This window comes from Streptomyces sp. NBC_01142 (assembly GCF_026341125.1).
In the GTDB taxonomy this organism is placed as follows: Bacteria; Actinomycetota; Actinomycetes; order Streptomycetales; family Streptomycetaceae; genus Streptomyces.
Genome location: NZ_JAPEOR010000003.1, coordinates 649,742 through 669,802, shown reverse-complemented (window position 1 = coordinate 669,802; position 20,061 = coordinate 649,742). Strand labels below are relative to the sequence as shown.

Sequence of the window (20,061 nt, the reverse complement as noted above, 5' to 3'; positions counted from 1 at the left end):
AGGAGGCAGCCATGAGGATGCTCATCAATGTGCCGGAGACGGTCGTCGCGGACGCGCTCCGCGGTATGGCGGCAGCCCATCCCGAGCTGGCCGTGGACGTCGAGAACCGGGTGATCGTACGGCGCGACGCCCCCGTCGCCCGGAAGGTGGGGCTGGTCTCCGGAGGCGGATCGGGGCACGAACCGTTGCACGGCGGGTTCGTCGGGCCCGGGATGCTCGATGCTGCTTGCCCGGGAGAGGTTTTCACCTCGCCGGTGCCGGATCAGATGGCGCGGGCGGCCGCCGCGGTCGACAGCGGTGAGGGGGTGCTGTTCATCGTGAAGAACTACACGGGCGACGTGCTCAACTTCGACATGGCGGCCGAGCTCGCCGAGGACGAGGGGGTCCGCCTCGCCAAGGTCCTGGTCAATGACGATGTGGCGGTCACGGACAGTCTCTACACGGCCGGCCGGCGCGGTACCGGGGCAACGCTGTTCGTCGAGAAGATCGCGGGCGCGGCTGCCGAGGAGGGCGCGCCGCTGGAGCGGGTCGAGGCGATCGCCCGGCAGGTGAACGAGAGCGCACGGAGTTTCGGGGTCGCTCTGAGCGCCTGCTCCACGCCCGCGAAAGGCAGTCCCACCTTCGATCTTCCCTCGGGTGAGCTGGAGTTGGGCATCGGCATCCATGGCGAGCCGGGCCGTGAACGGCGCGCGATGATGACGTCGCGGGAGATCGCTGACTTCGCGGTGAACGCGGTGCTGGAGGATCTGGCGCCGTCGGGCCCGGTGCTCGCGCTCGTCAACGGAATGGGAGCCACTCCGCTGCTGGAGCTGTACGGATTCAACGCCGAGGTGCAGCGTGTGCTCGCCGAGCGGGGGGTGGCCGTGGCCCGTACCCTCGTCGGAAACTATGTGACCTCGCTCGACATGGCCGGCTGCTCGGTGACGCTCTGCGAGGTCGACGAGGAGTTGCTGCGGCTGTGGGACGCGCCGGTGCAGACCGCCGGGCTCCGCTGGGGTCGCTGAACCGTCCGGGACCGAGACACCACAGGGAGTTCATGTGCTCGACGCCGACTTCTTCCGTCGCTGGCTGTCAGCTGCCGCGGCCGCCGTGAACCGCGAGGCGGACCATCTCACCGAGCTGGACTCGGCGATCGGTGATGCCGACCACGGCAGCAACCTCCAGCGCGGATTCGCGGCGGTGACGGCGGTCCTGGAGAAGGAGGCGCCGCAGACGCCCGGGGCCGTACTGACGCTGGCGGGAAGGCAGTTGATCTCGACGGTGGGCGGGGCGTCGGGCCCGCTGTACGGGACGCTGCTGCGGCGTACGGGCAAGGCGCTCGGCGACGCCGCCGAGGTGACTCCCGGACAGCTGGCCGAGGCGTTGCGCGCGGGCGTCGCGGCGGTGGCCCAACTCGGCGGGGCGAAGGCCGGGGACAAGACGATGCTGGACGCGCTCGAGCCGGCGGTGGAGGCACTGGGCGAGAGCACCGCCTCGTTCGCGGCGGCCCGCGAAGCGGCCGAGCAGGGCGCGCTGGCGACCGTACCTCTGCAGGCGCGCAAGGGCAGGGCCAGCTATCTGGGCGAGCGCAGCATCGGACACCAGGATCCGGGAGCCACCTCCTCCGCCCTGCTCGTCGCCACACTGGCGGAGGTGGCCTCATGAGCCGGGGCAGCCTCGGCGACGGGGGCAAGCTGGTGGGGATCGTGCTGGTCTCGCACAGCGCACAGGTGGCGGCTGCCGTCGCCGACCTGGCCGAGGGGCTCGCGGGCGGCGGCACGACCGCTCCCGTCGCCCCGGCGGGCGGCACCCCGGACGGCGGGCTCGGCACCAGCTCCGAACTGATCACCGAGGCGGCGAGAGCGGTCGACCAGGGCGCGGGCGTAGCGGTCCTCGTGGATCTGGGCAGTGCCGTGCTGACGGTGAAGACGCTGCTGGCCGAGGGCGATGAACTCCCGGACGGGACACGGCTGGTGGACGCACCGTTCGTGGAGGGCGCGATCGCCGCGGTGGTGACCGCCTCGGCCGGCGGCGATCTGGACGCGGTGGTGGCGGCGGCCTCGGAGGCGTACGACTACCGCAAGGCGTGAGGCGCTCCGTGCCGGGCGCGATGCCGGGCACAATCGCAGACACTGTGGCGGGCGCGGCGACGCGGTGGCGGTGGCGCGGCGGCGATGCGGGCGCGTGCCCGATCCTGGACGAACCGGGCTGCGTGCCCCGGTCCGCACGGCCGGGACCGGGCTGCTCGCGGTGCTGGGTGGCTGCGGGAGCCCGGCACCACGGCCCTCTGGCGACGCACGACGTGGATGTCGCACTGCCGCGGCCGGACGGTGCCGCGGCGCTTCCCCCACCCGAGGGGGCGTGTACCTACCGCCCCGGTGAGTGAACTCCTCTCGGATCAGAGGCTGTTGGACATGGCGCGACGGCACAGGCCGTGAGGCACAGCGGTCGCGGAGCTGCCGTCGCCGCCGCCGGTGACCGCGTACCTGATTCATCGTGATGACCACCCCGCCCGCGGCGTCGTGGACGCCGATGCCGGTCGACCACCGCGGGCACCGACAGCAGCGCCTTCAGGCGCGGTGCGCCGGTGACCGGGCGGGCGTGCGCTCAGGGCGTCCGTTGCCGGGAACGCAATTGTTAATGGGAACCATTTTCAGGTAGCGTCCCGGGTGTATCCCCATCAAGGAGGTCCCCGGTCCCATGGCCGTACCCAAGCGCAAGATGTCCCGCAGCAACACCCGCCACCGGCGCGCCCAGTGGAAGGCCACCACCCCTCAGCTCGTGCCCGTCACCGTCGACGGTTCGGTGTACCGAGTGCCGCAGCGCCTCGCGAAGGCGTACGAGCGCGGCCTGCTGCGCCCGGAGGGCTGACCGGCATGGCGGACCGTCGGCTTCCGGTGACCGTCCTCTCCGGTTTCCTCGGCGCGGGCAAGACGACCCTGCTCAACCATGTCCTGGGCAATCGCGCCGGCCTGCGGGTCGCCGTGATCGTCAACGACATGAGCGAGGTCAATATCGACGCGGCACTGGTGCGCGGGGGCGACGCGGCCCTGTCGCGCACCGAGGAACGCCTGGTCGAGATGACCAACGGGTGCATCTGCTGCACGCTCCGCGACGATCTGCTGGAGGAGGTCGACCGGCTGGCCCGCGAGGGCCGGTTCGACTACCTCCTCATCGAGTCCAGCGGCATCTCCGAGCCGATGCCCGTCGCCGCCACGTTCGCCTTCCCGCGCGACGACGGTGCCACGCTCGGCGATCTGGCCCGGCTGGACACCATGGTCACGGTGGTCGACGCCGCGAACTTCCTGCCCGAGCTGGAGGGTGGTGACGGCCTCGCCGAACGCGGACTCGACCAGTACGAGGACGACGAACGCACTGTCAGCGATCTGCTGATCGACCAGATCGAATTCGCGGACGTCATCGTGGTCAACAAGCTCGATCTGGTCGGTGAGGAGCAGGCCGCGCGGCTGCGGGCGGCGCTGACACGACTCAATCCGGTCGCCCGCGTCGTGACCGCTCGGCACGGGAGGGTGAATCCGGGCGACATCCTCGGAACCGGCCGTTTCGATCTGGAACGCGCACAGCAGGCACCGGGGTGGGTCATGGAACTCAACGGCGACCATGTGCCGGAGACGGAGGAGTACGGCATTTCCAGCACCGTGTTCCGTGCGCAGAAGCCCTTCCACCCCGGTCGGCTCTGGGAGTTCGTCACCGAAGGACTCGACAGCGGCGCGTACGGCCAGGTCCTGCGCTCCAAGGGCTTCTTCTCGCTGGCCGGCCGCGACGCGGTCACCGGTCTGTGGTCGCAGGCAGGCACGGTCGCCCGGTTCGAGCCCTCGGGCACCCAGGACGGGGAGAGCGGGCAGGGCCAGGAACTGGTCTTCATCGGCACCGGGCTGTGTCCCGAGGCGCTGCATGCCGCGCTCGGGGCCTGCCTCGTCGGCGCGGACGATACGGGTCCGTGGCACGACCCGTTCCCCGCGTGGGACGTTCACACGGTCGACGACGTCTGCGAGCACGAGCCTGCCCAGGCCGCCGCTCCGCGCTGACCTGGATACTGGCACTCCTGGAGATCAACTCGATCGACAGTGTGGTGCGGCCGGAGGGGCGGACATGGTGAACGGGTGGGGCGAAACAGGCGGTTCGGCGGGGGGAGCACCCGGCTCGGGTGCTCCCGCCTGGTACGTACGGCCCGCCGCCCGCGACTGGTCCTGTGCGCCCGCCCCGGCCGAGGTGGCGGCGTTCCATTCCGGGATGCCGGAGTACAAGGCCACTCCACTTGTCGAACTATCCACTCTCGCCGAGGAGTTGGGAGTCGGGAGAGTGTTCGTCAAAGACGAGTCGTCCCGGCTGGGGCTGCCCGCCTTCAAGGCGCTCGGTGCCTCCTGGGCGATCCACCGGGTGCTGTCCGGCCGAGCCGGGGAACAGGCGGGCCGAGCCGGCGAACAGGCTGACAGCGGCGGGGAGCAGGCAGGCAGCGGCGCGGTATGCCTCGTCACCGCCACCGACGGCAATCACGGCCGCGCCGTCGCCCGGATGGCCCGGCTGTTCGGAGCCCGGGCCCATGTCTTCGTACCCGAGGGCGTGCACCCCCTGGCCGCGGACGCCATCGCGGCCGAGGGCGCGGAGCTCACCCATGTCGCCGACAGCTACGACGAGGCGGTCCGCCGAGCATCCGCGGCGGCCGACGGCGATCCGCTCGCCGTGCTCGTCCAGGACACGGCCTGGCCCGGCTACGAGGAGATCCCCGGCTGGATAGTCGAGGGATACTCCACCCTCTTCGCCGAGATCGACGGCCAGCTGGCCGCCGCGGGCGTCCGGGCGCCCGCCCTGGTGGCCGTCCCGGCCGGGGTCGGCTCACTGGCGCAGGCTGCGGTCACCCACCACCGCAGCCGCCTCACCGGTCCCGCCCCGGCGCTGCTCGCCGTTGAACCCGACACCGCCGCCTGTGTCCTGGCCAGCCTTGTCCGGCAGGAGCCGGTCACCGTGGCGACCGGCACCACGACCATGGCGGGCCTGAACTGCGGAACCCCCTCGCACATCGCCTGGCCCCGGCTGCGCGACGGCCTCGACGCCGCTGTTGCCGTCACCGACGCGGAGAGCGCGGAGGCGGCCCGCGCCCTGGCCGCCCTCGGTATCCCCGCCGGGCCCTGCGGCGCCGCTTCCCTGGCCGGCGTACGCGCCGCGTTGACCGGCCCGGGCAGCACCGAGCGCCGTGCCGCGCTCGCCACCGGGCCCGCGGCGACCGTGGTGCTGCTCAGCACCGAAGGCGCCGCCGCCAACCCGCACGCCGGGGTGTCGGCAAGGATGCCATCGACTCCACCGGCTACTGGCGGCTCAGGCTGACCCAGGACGACGCCCCGACCGAGGAGGACCTCGCCGAAGCCCGGGAGCGGTCGGCCGAGGCGCGGGCAGCGGACTGAGTTCGCTCAGATCAGGGCGGCGGCTTCCGGCACGGACAGGCCGCCGCCCTCGGCGTAGGCACGCTCGTACCGCTCCCCGGCCGCCGCCGCGCGCACCTCGGACTCCGCCCGCTGCCGGGTCTCCTTCTCGTCGGCGAACGGCCGGAAGCCGAGGCCGCCGGGCTGCCGGCTGCTGCGGTCGTAGGCGCCGAGGAGCCGCGCCGCCTCCTCTGCCGCCCCCAGATGCGCCATCGCCCAGGCGGCGCAGAGGAATTGATCGGTGATCAGATACGGAGCGACAAGGTGCGCCAGACTGTCCAGCAGGCCCACTGCCTCCGCGATCCGCCGGCGGGCCGCTGCGTACTCCCCGTCCAGACAGTCCAGCCAGCCGTACGCCCCCGCCACCACCCCACGGAAGAGCTCGGGAGTCGCCGCGGACAAATCCCTCTCCATCTCATGGAGTTGATGACGGGCAAGCTCGGTGCGGCCGGTGTTGCCGTAGTGCTGCGCCAGCATCATCCGGCCCGTGCCGAGGACGTCCGCGGACTCCCGGGACTCCTCCACCGCCTCCAGCAGCTGCCGCTCGGCGTGCTCCCTCTCCCTGGGGGAGGCGGCCGTCTTCAGCCGTACGGACGCCAGCCTGGCCCTGAAGACCGGCACCTGGGCGTGCGCGCCGACCCGCGCGGAGCTCCGCATGGCCCGTGCGAAGTCCGCGGCCGCCTCTTCGTACCGACCGCGCCCTGCATGGGCCTCCCCTCGCGCGGACAGCGACTCGGCGACCCCCCACAGATCCCCTGCCGCCTCGAAGAGCGCCAGCGCACGGTCGGCGTCGCTCGCAGACTGCTCGAGCCCACCGCGGCGGTCGCCGAGCAGTGTGGCCCGCAACAGCAGGGCGAACCCCAGATCCCAGCCGTCCGCCAGGTCCCGGCAGCTGTCGACGATGGCGTCCACGGCCTCGCCCAGCCCGTCGAACTCGCCGCTCATCAGCCGGGCGAAGAACCACATCGAGCCCGGCTGCCGGCATATCTGCGGCAGTCCCGGACGGTAGGCGGAAACGATCCGGCGCAGATGGGCCAGGGCCTGCGGCTCCCCCCGCGCCACGCCGTCGTCCTGACTGCTCGCGAACACCATCAGCCGCACGCCGCGCCGTGCCTCCCACAGCTGCTCCTCGGACCAGGGCGGCGGGGCAGCCGTGCAGCGGTCGGCCAGCGGCACGGCGGGCCGTACAGGCGACCGGAAGGGGTCGGGGCCGAATCCGGCGGCCACCGAGGACCAACTACGTGCGTCCGCCTGGTGGTTGCGCCGCTGCCAGAACCAGTTCATGGACAGCACCAGGCAGAGTGCCTCCTGCTCCTGCTCCTGTTCCCTCTGGGCGGGGCGGAGCGCCGTCCGCAGGGCGGCTCGTACGTTGTCGTGCTCCGTCTCGAACCGCTCCAGCCACTCGGCCTGCCGCGGCCCGCGCAGCTCCGGGTCGCCGGTACGGACCAGCTCCCGGTAGGCGCGCATGTGCCGCCGCTCGACGGCCGCCCTCTCACCGGCCCCCTCCAGCCGCTCCCCCGCGTACTCGGCGACGGTTTCCAGCAACCGGTAGCGCATCTCGTCGAGGCCGTCCGGGGCGGCGACCACGAGTGATTTGTCGACGAGGGAAGCGAGTGGCTCCAGGGCTCCCGCTCCGCAGACGGCCTCCGCCTGAGCGAGCGCGCAGCCGCCGGAGAAGACGGCCAGCCGGCGCAGTACGGTCCGCTCGTCCTCGTCCAGCAGATCCCAGGACCAGTCGACCACCGCCCGCAGTGTCTGCTGCCGGGGCAGCACGGTCCGGCTTCCGCTGCTGAGCAGCCGGAAGCGGTCGTCCAGCCGGTCCGCGATCTGCCGGGGCGTGAGGGCGCGCAGCCGGGCGGCGGCCAGTTCGACGGCGAGCGGCAGCCCGTCGAGCCCGCGGCAGATCTCGGCGCAGGCCTCGGGGTCGTCGTGCGTACGGAACCCGGGCCGGGCGGCCGCGCCCCGCTCGCCCAGCAGCCGCAGCGCCACCTCCTGCGGCAGCGGTCCCACACCGCGTACCCACTCGCCGGGGACACCCAGCGGCTCGCGACTGGTGGCCAGCACGCGCACTTCCGGACAGCCGGTGAGGACGGCATCCGCCAGCCGGGCCGCCGCGCCGATCACATGCTCGCAGTTGTCGAGCACGAGCATCATCCGGCGCCGACCGCAGTACTCCACCAGCTGGGCGAGCGGATCGCGGGCCTCGGCGTCCGCCGCGGCCGGTCCCCGCACCTGTGTCTCGCGCGCGCCGAGGGCGGTCAGCACCGTCTCGGGCACGGTCTCTTCGTCGCGTACGGAGGCGAGCTCGACGACCCAGACACCGTCCGGCCATGCCCCGGCCGCCGCCTCGGCGGCCTCCAGGGCCAGCCGGGTCTTGCCGGCGCCGCCGGGCCCGAGCAGGGTGACCAGACGGCGCGCCCGCAGTTCCCGTGCGAGCCCCGCCAGTTCCTCCTCGCGGCCCACGAAGGAAGTGAGCCTGGCGCGCAGATTGCCCCGCGTGACGGGCTTCTTGTCCACCGGGTCGGGCGGTTCGGCGGGCAGGTCGTCGTCGGCCGGGCCGACAGCCAGCAACTGTGCATGCAAAGCGCGCAGTTCAGGTCCGGGATCCGTACCGAGCCGCCCGGAGAGCCGCCGCCGTACGTCCTCGTACGTCTGCAGCGCCTCGGCATGGCGTCCCGCTGTCCGCAGGGCCCTGATCAACAGCGCCTGCAGCGGCTCGTCCAGCGGCGTGGCTGCGGCCATCGCCGTCAGCTCGGCGAGCACGGTCTGCGGCCGCCCCAGCGACACCTCGGCCGCGAGCCGGGTGCGGCGCGCCTCGGCGCGGCGCTGTTCCGCCCGTACGACAAGGGCGTCGGTGTCCCGTCCGGGCAGATCGTCGAGGGCCGGGCCGTGCCAGAGCGCGAGGCCCTCGTCCAGCAGCCGGGCCGACGCGGCGGCGTCGTCGGCGACCAGAGAGGCGGCTCCCTGCGCCGCCAGCCGCTCGAAGCGGAAGAGATCGATGTCGTCCCGGTCCGCCGCCAGCCGGTAGCCGCCCGGAGCGGAACCCACGGCCGCACGGCCGAGTGCTCGCCGCAGCCGTCCGACCAGTGCCTGCAGTGCCGCGCTCTCGTCGGCGGGCCGCTGCTCGTCCTCGCCCCATACCTGGGCGGCCAGTTCCCCCGCCGGTACCACCCGGCCGCCGCCCGCGGCGAGCGCGGCCAGCAACGCCCTCAGCCGCGTCCCGCGGACCGGCACCTCGGTGCCGTCCGGGCGGAACGCCTGCGTGGTGCCGAGTACGCGGTAGCGGTATGTCACCGCTTCATTGTCGCCGCCGGGCGGCCGGGCCTGCTGACGTGGCCGGGCTGGCAGACTGGGGGCATGTCCGCTCCCCGCCGTCTCTGCCCGGTCTGCCGCCGTGAAATCGCCGTTGTCGCAGGCCGGTTCGCCCGCCATGACCCGGCCGGCACGCGCTCGGCGGGTGAGCTGGTCTCCTGCCCCGGGTCCCGGCGGCAGGCGCCGTTCGACCCGGCCCTTCAGCCTGCGCTCGACGGCGCTGTCGTGCCCGTCTTCCCCGGCCAGCTCCCTTTGTTCTGACATTCCGACATCACAGCAACCTCACCGCAGCCCGGGTGACCGGCGGGCGCGGCGCGGCCGGCCGCACTCCGCAGACCGGGGTGCCGACACGGATGCAACTCCTACTGTGGGGTCGGCATGGCTCTCGATTCCTGGAGGAGACGCATGACATCACCCACCCCCACCGGCCGGCTGCTGCCCGCCGAGAACGGCCGCGACCTGGTGCTCACCCGGACCCTGCGCAGTCCTCTGCGAGAGGTGTGGGCGAGCCTGACCCGGCCCGAGCGGACCGCGCGGTGGTTCGGCCCCTGGAAGGGCGAAGCCGCCGCCGGCCGGACCGTCGAGATCCAGATGGCGTTCGAGGAAGGGGCACCGTGGGCCGAGCTGCGCATCGAGGCGTGCGAGTCGCCGCGGCGACTCGCCGTGTCGATGGCGGACGAAGCCGGGTCATGGCCGATGGAGATCCGGCTCTCCGAGGCGGACGGCGCCACCACGGTGGAACTCGTTCACCACCTCCCGGGGCAGACCGCCCAGCCGGGAGAGGCCGGGATCGGCGAGATCGGGCCGGGCTGGGAGTACTACCTCGACATGTTCGTCGCCGCACACGCCGGCCTGCCGCGGCCGGCGTTCGACTCGTACTACCCGGCACAGAAGACGTACTTCGAGGAGTTGAACGGCTGAGCCGCCCGTTTCGCGCGACAGCACCCCCACCCACCGGGTAGATTGGTCTACACCACTTGCGCTTTCAGAGACAGGGATCTTCGTGGAAGTTGTCATCGTTCCGGACTCCGCCGCGGGCGGCGAGCTCATCGCCGAAGCCATGGCCGACCTGCTGCGACGCAAGCCCGACGCGCTCCTGGGCGTAGCCACGGGGTCGACCCCGCTGCCTGTCTACGAGGCCCTGGCCGCCAAGGTGCGCGCCTCGGAGGTGGACACTTCCCACGCCCGCATCTGCCAGCTCGACGAGTACGTCGGCCTGCCCTCCGGCCACCCCGAGTCCTACCGCTCGGTGGTCCTGCGTGAAGTCGTCGAGCCCCTCGGACTGACCGACGCGTCGTTCATGGGCCCGGACGGCACCGCCGAGGACGTCGCGGCCGCCTGCATCGGCTACGACCACGCGCTGACCGAGGCCGGCGGCGTCGACCTCCAGCTGCTGGGCATCGGCACCGACGGACACATCGGCTTCAACGAGCCCTGCTCCTCACTCGCCTCCCGCACCCGGATCAAGACACTCACCGACCGGACCCGGCAGGACAACGCCCGGTTCTTCAACGGCCTGGACGAGGTCCCCCACCACGTCATCACCCAGGGCATCGGCACCATCCTGGAAGCCCGCCACCTGGTCCTGCTGGCCACCGGCAAGGCGAAGGCCGACGCCGTGGCACTCGCCGTCGAGGGCCCGCTCTCCGCCCTGGTGCCCGCCTCGGCCCTGCAGCTCCACCCGCACGCCACCGTGGTGGTCGACGAGGCGGCGGCGTCCGGCCTCAAGCTCGCCGACTACTTCCGCGCGACCTACGCCGCCAAGCCCGCCTGGCAGGGTCTGTAGAAGCAGGCCCACCCCGCGGGGTCCCGGCCGGAAGGGGAATGTTCCGGTCGGGACATAATTCCAGCTTCAACGGTTCCAATCCTCCTGCGAGTTGGTACTGTGCGGTCGCTCAGTACTGCGACGCGCGTCCACCTGCCGCGTCGCCCTGCCGCCCCTTGCCCCGCGCGGTGGGCCGGTGCATCACAAGGGCGCGGGGGATTGCATGAACGACGACATCGGTGTGGTCAAAGAGAGCCTGGAGCGGGTCAGACGGCGGGCCGGTCATGTGGTCCGCTACTTCTACGCGCACCTGTTCAGCCATCATCCGGAGTTACGCCCGCTGTTCCCCGCGGACATGGACGACCAGTACGAGCGGCTGTTCGCCGCGCTGGTGCGGGTCGTGGACCATCTCGGCCACCCCGGGCTCCCCGCCCATCTGGAGCGGCTCGGCCGGGACCACCGCAAGTTCGGGATATCCGACGCGGACTACACAGCGGTGGGTGAGAGCCTCATCGCCTCGATCCGCTACCACAGCACGCACTCCTGGAACACGCGGACCGAAACAGCCTGGCTGCGGGTGTACACCGTCGCCGCCGCGACCATGACCGGCGGCGCCCGCCAGTCCCTGGCCGCGAACGAACCGGCCTGCTGGGATGCCACCGTCGTCTCGCACCGCCTGCACGGCGGGCACACGGCCGTCGTACGCGCCGTACCCTCCGCCCGCTACCCCTGCCTTCCCGGCCAGTACGCGTCGGTCGAGCATCCGGACCTGCCCGGTGTGTGGCGGCCCTACTCCGTGGCCGGCCGCCCCGAACGCGACGGGATCCTCGAGTTCCACATCGGCCGGGTCCCGGACGGGCTCCTCAGCACGGCGTTGTGCGACCACACCGTTCCCGGCCGCGTCCTGAGGGTCGGCGCGGCGTCGGGATCCGCGCTCCCCCCGCCCCTCGGCACTCCTGCCATCACCCTGATCGCCGCCGGAACGGGCTGGTCCGCGGTCAAGGCCGTCCTCGACGATCTGCTCACCCGCCGGCCCCTTCCCCGTATCCGGATCGATGTCGTGGCCCGCAGCGAGGCCCACTTCTACGACGGAGGCGCCCTCGCCGACCTGCAGCGGGACCACCCCGGCCTCAAGGCCAACTGGTGGTATCAGCAGCAGGATGAAGGCCCGACGGGGGCTGCGGAACGGCTCCACCGCGATCTCGGCGCACGCCGGGACTGGGAGGCCGAGTCCGTCTATCTGTGCGGCCCCGCGATGTTCGCACAGGAGACGGCCGAACTGCTCCACGGCTTCGGACTGCCGGCCGGATCGCTGGTGCGCGATCCGCTGCCGCCGTCGTTGCAGCAGCGGGGATACGTCTCCCACGCGGAGAAGTTCCTCGACCCCCTCCCGGTGAACTGGATCGATCCGGACGCCCGGACCCGCCCGCTCGACGTCCCGGCACCCGAGACTGCTCCGCTGCCCACGCCGGGCCGGGCCCCGGCTCTCGCTCCCCCACCCGTGCCCGCGGCGCCGGGCCGCGGAGGCTGGTTCGAACCGCACAGTGCGACAGGACGTGTCTGACGGCCGGTCCGAGCCCGCACCGACAGGCGGTTTCGCAGGGCGAGTTCGAAAGCCCGGTTCGCCCGACGTCGACGACGGGCACATCACCGGGGAGGGCGCGTCGCGCCGGGTTCTGCCCTGCCCGACACCGCGGCCCGGCCGAAGACCGTCCGGCAGGTGCTGCCGTCGGCGGGCTCGCAGCTGGAGCCTGCGGCGCAGGACGCCGCTGCCCAGACGGCCGCGCCGGACGGTTCGGCGGCGCAAACGGCAGGGCAGACGACCAGGATCGGCCCGAGAACGACGTACCACCCTGGAAAGGAGCACAACGATGGCAACGCCTCTGTCCGCCTCCAGACTGCTCAAAGCCCTCCGCGACGAGGGGCTGCACGTCGTCGAGCACCGGAGCTGGCGCACGCACAACCGCAATCACAAGGGTCCGTGGGGCCCCCTGCACGGTGTGATGATCCATCACACCGTGACCTCGGGTACCCAGAACTCCGTGGACATGTGCTACAACGGCCATTCGAGCCTGCCGGGGCCACTGTGCCACGGGGTGATAGCCAAGGACGGCTCGGTCCATCTGGTCGGCCACGGGCGGGCCAACCACGCCGGCCTCGGCGACGACGAGGTACTGCGCGCGGTGGTCAACGAGTCTGCGTTGCCCGTCGACAACGAGGCCAACACCGACGGCAATCGCCATTTCTACGGATTCGAGTGCGTCAACCTGGGCAACGGCACGGACCCGTGGCCGGCCGCCCAGCTGGAGGCGATCGAGAAGGCGGCGGCCGCGATCTGCCGTGCGCACGGCTGGTCCCACCGCTCGGTGATCGGGCACAAGGAGTGGCAGCCGGGGAAGATCGATCCGCGCGGCTTCACGATGGACTCGATGCGCAACCGGATCAAAGGGCGGCTCGGCGGCCCCTCGGACGGCCCGTCCACGCCACCTCCGAAACCACCGGCGAAGTTCGAGCCGTTTCCCGGGGCCGCGTTCTTCTCGGCAGGGCGGCGCAGCGCCGTCGTCACGGCGATGGGCAAGCGGCTGGTGGCCGAGGGGTGCGGGCGGTACGAGGTGGGCCCGGGCCCGGACTGGGGGGAGGCCGACCGCAAGTCCTATGCCGCCTGGCAGCGCAAGCTCGGCTACTCGGGGAGCGACGCCGACGGCGTTCCGGGCAAGGCGAGCTGGGACAAGCTGAAGGTGCCCAACGTCTGATCCCTCTCCTCCCTCGCGCCGGAGGGGAGTTTCTGCGCCTCCGACGAGGGAGGTGGGGGTTCCCCGTGGGGGAAGGGGGACCGCGCGGGGGCCCAGGGGGCGTGGTGGTCGACGGCCCGGTCGTGCACGGTAACGTTCCGTCCACAGGACGCAGGGGACGAGGAGCTTCCGCCGGAGGACTGGATGAGCCGGGGCGCGACCGCAGTCATCGGGGCCGAGGAGGTACGCGGGGCCGTTCCCGTGGCCGCCGCCGTCGCCGCACTCCAGGGCGCGCTGCGCGACGGACTCGACCCGGAGGCCGACCCCGCCCGCTCCGTGATCCCGGTCGAGCAGGGGCAGTTGCTGCTGATGCCCTCGCACTCCTCCCGCTACACGGGCGTCAAGATCGCCACGGTGGCGCCGGGAAACCCCGCACTCGGGCTCCCCCGGATCCAGGGCACGTACCTGCTGATGGATGCCGAGACGCTCAGCCCGCTCGCCCACCTCGACGGGGTCGCGCTGACCACCCTCCGTACCGCCGCCGTCTCCGCGGCCGCCGCCGACCTCCTCGCCGAACCGGACGCCGGGCGTCTGATCGTCTTCGGCACCGGTCCGCAGGGCCACAGTCATATCGAGGCCCTGTGTGCCGTCCGCCCCGTCCGGCACATCACGGTCGTCGGCCGCGACCGTGAGCGCCTCGCGAACTTCGTTCAGCGGTACGGGGATTTCGGCCCGGTGGTGGAGGCCGGCACGGCGGACGCCGTGGCGCGGGCCGATCTGGTCGCCTGCTGCACCACGGCCCGTACCCCCCTCTTCGACGGGTCGGCGCTGCCCGCGCACGCGACGGTCGTCGCCGTCGGCTCCCATGAGCCCGGGGCACGCGAGGTCGACGACGAGACGGTGAGACGCTCGACGGTGGTGGTCGAGGCGCGCGCCGCAGCGCTGCGTGAGGCGGGCGATGTCATTCTGGCCGTGAACTCCGGAGCGCTGGACCCCGAGTCCCTGGTCGGCCTCGCGGACCTCGCGCGCGGCACGGCCGTGGTCGACCGCTCCCGCCCACGGCTCTTCAAGAGCGTCGGCATGGCGTGGGAGGACCTGGTCGTCGCCGGTGCCGCCTACGAGGCCTCCCGCTAGAGCTGCGGGAGATCGTCCCCGCCGGGAGTGCGTTCGGGCTCTTCGCGCCGTCGCCGTTTACCCCACCGACGACGTCAGCCGCTGGGAATCCGCACCGGCTGAGCGCCTTGCGGGACGGCGCTCGTCCGGTACGTCCTTGCGTTGCCGGTGGCTTGATTCCGGTCACTCGTAGCAGCGACAGACCCCAGCAATGCCGGCCGTGGCCGGGGATCGCGGCCGGCTGGGCGGCAGGTCACCCTGTCGGCCGGAGTCCGGACTCGGCGGCGGGCGTCGAGCACGCCATGGCCGGTTTGCGGAGCAGAAGCAGTGCCGCGTCGTCGTGGAGCCGGCCGCCCACATGTGCCAGCAGCTCGTCGTGCAGCGCGGCGACGGTACGGGACGGCTCGTCCGACACGTGCCGCGCCACCCCCTCGATAAGCGGGTAGAACTCACGACTGTGGTTACGGGCCTCTGTGACCCCGTCGGTGTAGAGAAGCAACTGGTCGCCGTCGGCGAACGGCAGGACCTGAAGGCTCGGGGTCTCACCGGTGAGCGCGCTCAGTCCGAGGGGCGGAGCCGGATGGGTCGGGTCGACAGCCATGACGTCGGTTCCGCGAACCAGCAGTGGAGGAGCATGTCCGCAGTTGACCACCTCCATGCGCCCGGCGTCCGGGTACCCGGCGACCACGGCGGTGACGAAGTCGTCACGGCCGAGGTTGCGCGCCAGGCTCCGCTCGATCCGGGCGACGACATCCAGGAGATCCGGTTCGTCGTAGGCGGCCTCGCGGAAGACACCGAGCACCAGAGCGGCGGTGCTCACCGCGGGCAGTCCCTTGCCACGCACATCGCCGACGATCAGCCTGACCCCGTACGGGGTGGGCACCAGCGCGTAGAGGTCCCCGCCTATTCGGGCCTCCGCCGCGGCGGCGCTGTAGCGGACTGCCACCTCGAACTGACCGACAGTGGCGGGCACGGGCTGGAGGAGCGCGTGCTGGGCAGCCTCGGCGACCGAGCGGACATCCGCCAGTACCCGTTCGTGACGCCCGCGCAGCGCGCTGGCCAGGCTGCTCGCGAGGGTGACGGCGACCAGCGCGGACAGCACGATCGCCTGATCACGGCCAGGCTCCTCGCCGCGGCTGCCGAGCACTGCGCCCAGTGCCACGGCGAGGAAGCCGATACGAACGACTCCCCACGGCCTGCTGGTCGCGGCGGCCAGCGCAGGCCCGACGGCGAGCATCGGCAGCCAGGCAATCCCGGCTCCGCCGACGAGGGCGAGAAACGCAACGCCAGAGACGACCAGCGCGGGCACACCGCGCAGGGCGGCGGCGGGTGAATGAACCAGCGCCGTTGTCGCCGAGGCCGCTCCCCGACCCTCGTCCGGCCGGGCCGGGGCCCCGGAGCCGACCGCCCGCTTCCCAGGTTTCCAGGTCGGTCGGCGGTCGCGCTGATGCTCTCGGGCGTGACTCATGTTGGGGTACGCAACTCCCTGATCCGGTCCGTGACGCCTGTGCGTCCGTTTTGTCCAGGGAACGGTGTTCGCCGGCGTGGCGCAAGGGCCGGAATTTCAGATAGTGAGTGAAAGGCCCCTGGTCACGCGATTCGCTGCCGGGACCAGCCGCGCGAGAACGTCATCGATCCGGGAGAGCCGGTCCGCCCGGACGGAGACACCGAGCGAGCCGAGCGTGCGCCCGCTGTACACGGGCACGGCGACGCAGACCGTACCCAGGGAGTACTCCTCCAGGTCCAGGATGGCCGGCGCGGCGGGTGCCGAGTCGAGTCGTCGCAGCAGTTCGGAACGGTGGGTAATGGTGCGGGGTGTGAGATCGGAGAGAGGGTGCCGGGAGAGATAGTCGCTGCGCGCGTCGTCGTCCAGCTCGCGCAGGACGCACTTGCCCAACGCAGTGGCGTGCCCGGCATCCTCGAAACCCACCCAGAGGTCGGCCCGGGGCGCCCGAGGGCTGTCGACGATCTCGACGACCCGGATCTCGCCGTCCTCGTAGAAGGTCAGATAGGCGGCGGCCGAAATCTCGTCCCGCAGAGCGGCGAGCGTGGGACGGATACGGCTGAGCAGCGCCTGCCCTCGGGTTCCGACGTGCAGCATGTGCAGCTTGTCCCCGATCACGAACCCGCCGTCGTCCAGCTTCCGCAGGTACCCGTCGTGCACCAGCGTCCGCAGCAGGTGATAGGTGGTGGCCAGGGGCAGCCCTGCCTCGCGTGCCAGCTGCTTGGCCGGGGCGCCACCCTCGTGGGCCCCCACCGCCTCCATCAAACGGAAGGCTCGCTGCACGGAAGTGATGAGCGTGGGGCCGTCCTGAGCACCCATACCACCAGATTGCGCCCGGCCCACCGCGATGGCAAGGTCCCCCGGCCTCGATCACCGACGTGGCAGCCGACCGCCGCTGCGGCGCCGCCCCGGCCACGGCGGCGTCGACTTCTGGTCATTGGCCCCTCGCACATCGTCACTGGCTCCGCGCAAAGCCCCGGGCGGCCCGGGACTGCTTTCCTTTCCAGGACCGGCTCAGTCCGCGCAGTAGGCGTCCCGCTCCGGGCGCCGGGCGGCCGTGAGGAACTCGGTGACCGTGCGATCGCCGCAGGCGTTGCCGTTGGCCAGATGGATGCTGTGGCCGCCTTGGCCGACCGTGACGAGGCGAGCCCGGTCGGCGAGTGCCCTGCGCATCTACGTCCCTGGCGTGTTGCGCCAGCCGCAGTCCCTCGGTCTCCCGGGCGCGGTCCGCCGCCCGGGCCGCGAAGTCGGGGAACCGGTCCTCCACACCGGCTGACGTGTTCGCGAGCCAGCCCCACGCGACGCGCGACGGGTCGGGGTCAGAGCGCGTCCCCCTTCAGCTGCCGCACCCCGGAGCCGCCCGACGCCCCGGGGATCAGCAGCAGCGCCCCGCGCCGCGCCTCGGGCCGCTCGCTGCGGAGGCGGGACACGGCGAGGGTGACCTGCGGTCCGTCCGGGTCGCGGTAGTCGAGCGGCACGGGCAACGCGGCGCACTCCTGCGCGGCGGGGCTGGGCTCGGCGCAGCGTGACCAGGTGAGGGCGGGTATCGCCGCTCCCCCGGCGGGAGCAGCTCCGGCGCGGGCCACCGGCGCGGCGGCAGGGGTAGGAGTCGTGGCGACGGCTGCGGCGGAGAGGGCGAGGAGGAGGGCTCTGTGGGTGTAAGTCGTCATGGGCCAAGGGTTGTTGACCGAGATCCTTCTGCCCATGCGGCGGCCTGACATCGGTGGTGGGGTTGGCCCCCGAGCAGGATTCCGGCAACCTCGGCCCGCCATCGGACCGTTGGTTGCCCACGTTCGAAGGGCACGTCGCTCTGTGGAACCGGCCGGACCGCAGGCGGCATCAGCCCGGTCCGTCGGTGGGCGGCATCGGCCCGGTCCGTCGGTGGGCGGCATCAGCCCCGTCCGTCGGTGGGCGGCATCAGCCCGGTCCGTGGTCTGTCGTGCATACCCGAATGCGCCTGTTTCCTCGTCATGCCCTGGGCTGACACCGTCTCCTCCGCCGGTCGCACCCCGCCATGCCTTCCGAATGATCCCGGCGTCAGCAGGCAACGGACCGCTCGTCCTCGGCCTCTTCGAGCTCGGCAACCGATGCTCATGAAGGGACGCATCTTGGCTACGAGTCATGCGAGACGCGACGCGGCACTGGCCATCACCGTGATCGGGGCCGTACTGGCGCCCGTGTCACCGGCGTTCGCCGCGGATCCGCCCCGGGTCGATCTCCGGGCGGACGTGAACCGGGACGGGCAGGTGGACGTCACCGGCGCGACCGACACCGCCGGTGAGGACAGCTGGTCCGCCCGGAGGGGAGCGGTCTTCCTCCCCAACATCGACGACGACACCAAGCGGTGCGCGATCACCGGCCCGGGCGGCAAGCCACTGCCGGACGCCCGGCTCGCCGCCTGCAACGACGCGACCGACACCAAGGTGAACGGGTCCGGCGACGCGGCCGACCTGGCCCGGGTCCGTTCCGTACCGATGGCGAAACTGCCCAACACGGCGACGGGCACCCTGAAGGTTGTGGCCGGCGGCAAGAACACCCGGGTCTTCGTCAAGCGTTCCACCGGCTGGACGTGGGTCACGGCCAAGACCCGCCTGACCGCCGCCGAGCTCCGCTCCGGTGTGGAGTTCGGGGTCGAGAGCACCGACGTGATACGCGACAGCGCGGTCTGGGACGGCCGCGCCGTGATCCGCCTGACCGTGACCTCCGGCGGAAAGAGCACCTCGGACGAGGTGACCCTGCGCGTCGCCCCGCTGCTCACCCACCACCACCTGCAGAACGCGCAGCAGCTGCTCGTCACCAAGGTGCCGGGGAAGGACCCGTACGCGCGCCGGCAGCAGGCGTTCGTCAAGGGCCTCGCGGCAGAGGTCAAGTCGGCAGGGATCAACAAGCCGCTGCTGACCTTCGACAAGTACGGCGACATCTGGGCGCAGGACTTCGTCGAGCCCGGCTATGTGAGCATGGCCGGTCCCGGTGGGCGCCGGCAGGCGATGCGGGTGATGCTGCGGTCGGCGCAGGCGGACCGCGAGGCCGGCCGGGAGCTGTTCGAGAAGCTGCGCGGCAACGGCGTGGGCGTGGTGCAGGCGTCCGGGGTCCGCGATTCGGAGGAGTGGACCCTCAACTCGATGGGGAACCTGGAGACCATCCCTCCGTACACCCACGGAGGTCGCTCCTTCCCCGCCGGGCGCATCATCATGGGCGAGCGCAAGGACAACGGCTCGAAGCCCGCGCGGGTGATGCGGACGCTGCTGAAGTCCCAGGGCTTCCAGGACCCGCTGCTCCTGGACACCTCGTGGCTGCATGTGGGCCACGTGGACGAGTTCGTCCAGTTCCTTCCCGCGGACACCCCGCGTGGCTGGAAGATCGGTATCGCCGATCCCGAAGCAGGGCTGGGGCTGCTGCGCGATGCGCAGAAGGCCGGCCACGGCAGGACGCGGATGTTCTCGGTGCCGGGAAGCAAGGACATGCCCGCCCCGAAGGAGACCATCGACCAGGCGCTCGCCTCGAAGTGGCTGGTGGCCGACAACACCATGGCCGCCAAGCGCATCAAGGCGAATCTGGAGGTGCTCAAGCGCGAGACGGGTGTGACCGACGCCGAAGTCGTGCGCGTGCCCGCTCTGTTCACGCGGGGTACGGAAGAGGGCGAGCGCGGCGACCGTATGCCGCGGCTGTCGCGGATGGGCGCCGGCGAGGTACCGGACGCGGTCCGCGAGTACGGGCAGCAGAAGGAGCTCGCGAGGCACGGCGACCGCGGTGCGGCCCCGGAATCCGTCATGACCAGCGCCTACGTTCCGGGTGCGGTCAACGGGATCCTGCTCGGCCGCAACCGCTACCTGGCCCCGCGGCAATGGGGCCCGGTCATCGGTGGCAAGGACATCTTCACCGCTGCCGTCAACGCCGCCTACACCGGGGCCGGCATGAAGGTGTCGTACCTCGACGACTGGTACACGTACCACCTCGGCCAGGGCGAGGTGCACTGCGGCACGAACACCCTGCGGGATGCCTCCGCCGCCTGGTGGAAGCCGTAGTGCACTGCGGGTAGTGGACCGGACGCTTCGCGGCATCGGTTCGGCCGGCTGGTGCGCATGCCTGTCACGGCGGGCGTGCGCACCCGGCGGTCAGTCATCGGAGCCCCGGCCCGCCGAGCCGCCATCGGGATCCACCCGGCCGGTCAGTGCTCGCGCAGGGTCAGGGCGGGGTCGGGGGAGGGGCAGTGCG

General features: G+C 72.1%; 18 protein-coding genes and 1 pseudogene. 14 read left to right on the top strand and 5 right to left on the bottom strand.

Annotation, left to right across the window (positions count from 1 at the left end; translation table 11 throughout):
- Positions 1-11 precede the first annotated feature (11 nt).
- The 7 genes and pseudogenes from dhaK to OG883_RS37075 all read left to right on the top strand — a co-directional run.
- Entirely contained in the window at positions 12-1,004 is a 993-nt protein-coding gene (dhaK, locus tag OG883_RS37105) for a dihydroxyacetone kinase subunit DhaK (RefSeq protein ID WP_266551063.1), read from the top strand.
- 34 nt (positions 1,005-1,038) lie between these two features.
- Positions 1,039-1,644 carry a dihydroxyacetone kinase subunit DhaL gene (dhaL, locus tag OG883_RS37100; protein WP_266551061.1) on the top strand — a complete coding sequence of 202 codons (606 nt, stop codon included), beginning with the start codon at positions 1,039-1,041 and terminating at the stop codon, positions 1,642-1,644.
- Entirely contained in the window at positions 1,641-2,069 is a 429-nt protein-coding gene (gene dhaM, locus OG883_RS37095; RefSeq protein ID WP_266551059.1) for a dihydroxyacetone kinase phosphoryl donor subunit DhaM, read from the top strand. The genes dhaL and dhaM overlap by 4 nt, the downstream gene beginning before the upstream one ends.
- 610 nt (positions 2,070-2,679) lie before the next feature.
- Positions 2,680-2,850 (top strand): 50S ribosomal protein L32, encoded by a 171-nt coding sequence (gene rpmF, locus OG883_RS37090; RefSeq protein WP_028814853.1) that lies wholly within the window; start codon positions 2,680-2,682, stop codon positions 2,848-2,850.
- 5 nt (positions 2,851-2,855) lie between these two features.
- Positions 2,856-4,028: a GTP-binding protein gene (locus OG883_RS37085; protein WP_266551054.1), complete on the top strand. Its 1,173-nt coding sequence runs from the start codon at positions 2,856-2,858 to the stop codon at positions 4,026-4,028.
- A gap of 64 nt (positions 4,029-4,092) precedes the next feature.
- The gene (locus OG883_RS37080; RefSeq protein WP_266551052.1) at positions 4,093-5,325 is read left to right on the top strand and encodes a diaminopropionate ammonia-lyase; all 1,233 of its coding nucleotides are present in this window, start codon (positions 4,093-4,095) and stop codon (positions 5,323-5,325) included.
- Positions 5,271-5,402, top strand: a pseudogene (locus tag OG883_RS37075) (siderophore-interacting protein); the annotation flags it as partial. The gene OG883_RS37080 and the pseudogene OG883_RS37075, both read left to right, overlap by 55 nt.
- A 6-nt stretch (positions 5,403-5,408) precedes the next feature.
- On the opposite strand, the gene OG883_RS37070 reads toward OG883_RS37075, so the two are convergent.
- The gene (locus tag OG883_RS37070; protein WP_266551050.1) at positions 5,409-8,852 is read right to left on the bottom strand and encodes a BTAD domain-containing putative transcriptional regulator; all 3,444 of its coding nucleotides are present in this window, start codon (positions 8,850-8,852) and stop codon (positions 5,409-5,411) included.
- Between OG883_RS37070 and OG883_RS37065 the strand changes: the two genes are divergently transcribed.
- The 6 genes from OG883_RS37065 (at position 8,778) to OG883_RS37040 (ending at position 14,363) form a co-directional block, all read left to right on the top strand.
- A complete protein-coding gene (locus tag OG883_RS37065) occupies positions 8,778-8,993 on the top strand; it encodes a hypothetical protein (RefSeq protein ID WP_266551048.1) in 216 nt (71 codons plus the stop codon). The two genes, OG883_RS37070 and OG883_RS37065, sit on opposite strands and share 75 nt — an antisense overlap.
- A gap of 144 nt (positions 8,994-9,137) precedes the next feature.
- Positions 9,138-9,653: an SRPBCC family protein gene (locus OG883_RS37060; protein ID WP_266551041.1), complete on the top strand. Its 516-nt coding sequence runs from the start codon at positions 9,138-9,140 to the stop codon at positions 9,651-9,653.
- An 82-nt stretch (positions 9,654-9,735) separates the two neighbouring features.
- Positions 9,736-10,518 (top strand): glucosamine-6-phosphate deaminase, encoded by a 783-nt coding sequence (locus tag OG883_RS37055; protein WP_266551040.1) that lies wholly within the window; start codon positions 9,736-9,738, stop codon positions 10,516-10,518.
- Between the two features lie 202 nt (positions 10,519-10,720).
- Positions 10,721-12,061, top strand: a complete 1,341-nt coding sequence (locus tag OG883_RS37050; protein WP_266551038.1) for a globin domain-containing protein — start codon at positions 10,721-10,723, stop codon at positions 12,059-12,061.
- 307 nt (positions 12,062-12,368) lie between these two features.
- The gene (locus OG883_RS37045; RefSeq protein ID WP_266551036.1) at positions 12,369-13,250 is read left to right on the top strand and encodes a peptidoglycan-binding protein; all 882 of its coding nucleotides are present in this window, start codon (positions 12,369-12,371) and stop codon (positions 13,248-13,250) included.
- Positions 13,251-13,433: 183 nt separating this feature from the next.
- The gene (locus OG883_RS37040) at positions 13,434-14,363 is read left to right on the top strand and encodes an ornithine cyclodeaminase family protein (RefSeq protein WP_266551034.1); all 930 of its coding nucleotides are present in this window, start codon (positions 13,434-13,436) and stop codon (positions 14,361-14,363) included.
- Positions 14,364-14,595: 232 nt separating this feature from the next.
- On the opposite strand, the gene OG883_RS37035 is transcribed toward OG883_RS37040, so the two are convergent.
- The 4 genes from OG883_RS37035 to OG883_RS46875 form a co-directional block, all read right to left on the bottom strand.
- On the bottom strand, positions 14,596-15,810 hold the full coding sequence (locus OG883_RS37035) for a PP2C family protein-serine/threonine phosphatase (RefSeq protein ID WP_266551032.1): 1,215 nt from the start codon (positions 15,808-15,810) through the stop codon (positions 14,596-14,598).
- 96 nt (positions 15,811-15,906) lie between these two features.
- The gene (locus tag OG883_RS37030; protein ID WP_266551031.1) at positions 15,907-16,665 is read right to left on the bottom strand and encodes an IclR family transcriptional regulator; all 759 of its coding nucleotides are present in this window, start codon (positions 16,663-16,665) and stop codon (positions 15,907-15,909) included.
- A gap of 195 nt (positions 16,666-16,860) precedes the next feature.
- Positions 16,861-17,019, bottom strand: a complete 159-nt coding sequence (locus OG883_RS46880; protein ID WP_323181042.1) for an alpha/beta hydrolase — start codon at positions 17,017-17,019, stop codon at positions 16,861-16,863.
- A 146-nt stretch (positions 17,020-17,165) separates the two neighbouring features.
- The gene (locus tag OG883_RS46875) at positions 17,166-17,516 is read right to left on the bottom strand and encodes a hypothetical protein (RefSeq protein WP_323181041.1); all 351 of its coding nucleotides are present in this window, start codon (positions 17,514-17,516) and stop codon (positions 17,166-17,168) included.
- Between the two features lie 438 nt (positions 17,517-17,954).
- On the opposite strand from OG883_RS46875, the gene OG883_RS37020 reads away from it, so the two are divergent.
- Entirely contained in the window at positions 17,955-19,871 is a 1,917-nt protein-coding gene (locus tag OG883_RS37020; protein ID WP_266551029.1) for a protein-arginine deiminase domain-containing protein, read from the top strand.
- The last annotated feature ends 190 nt before the right edge of the window (positions 19,872-20,061 follow it).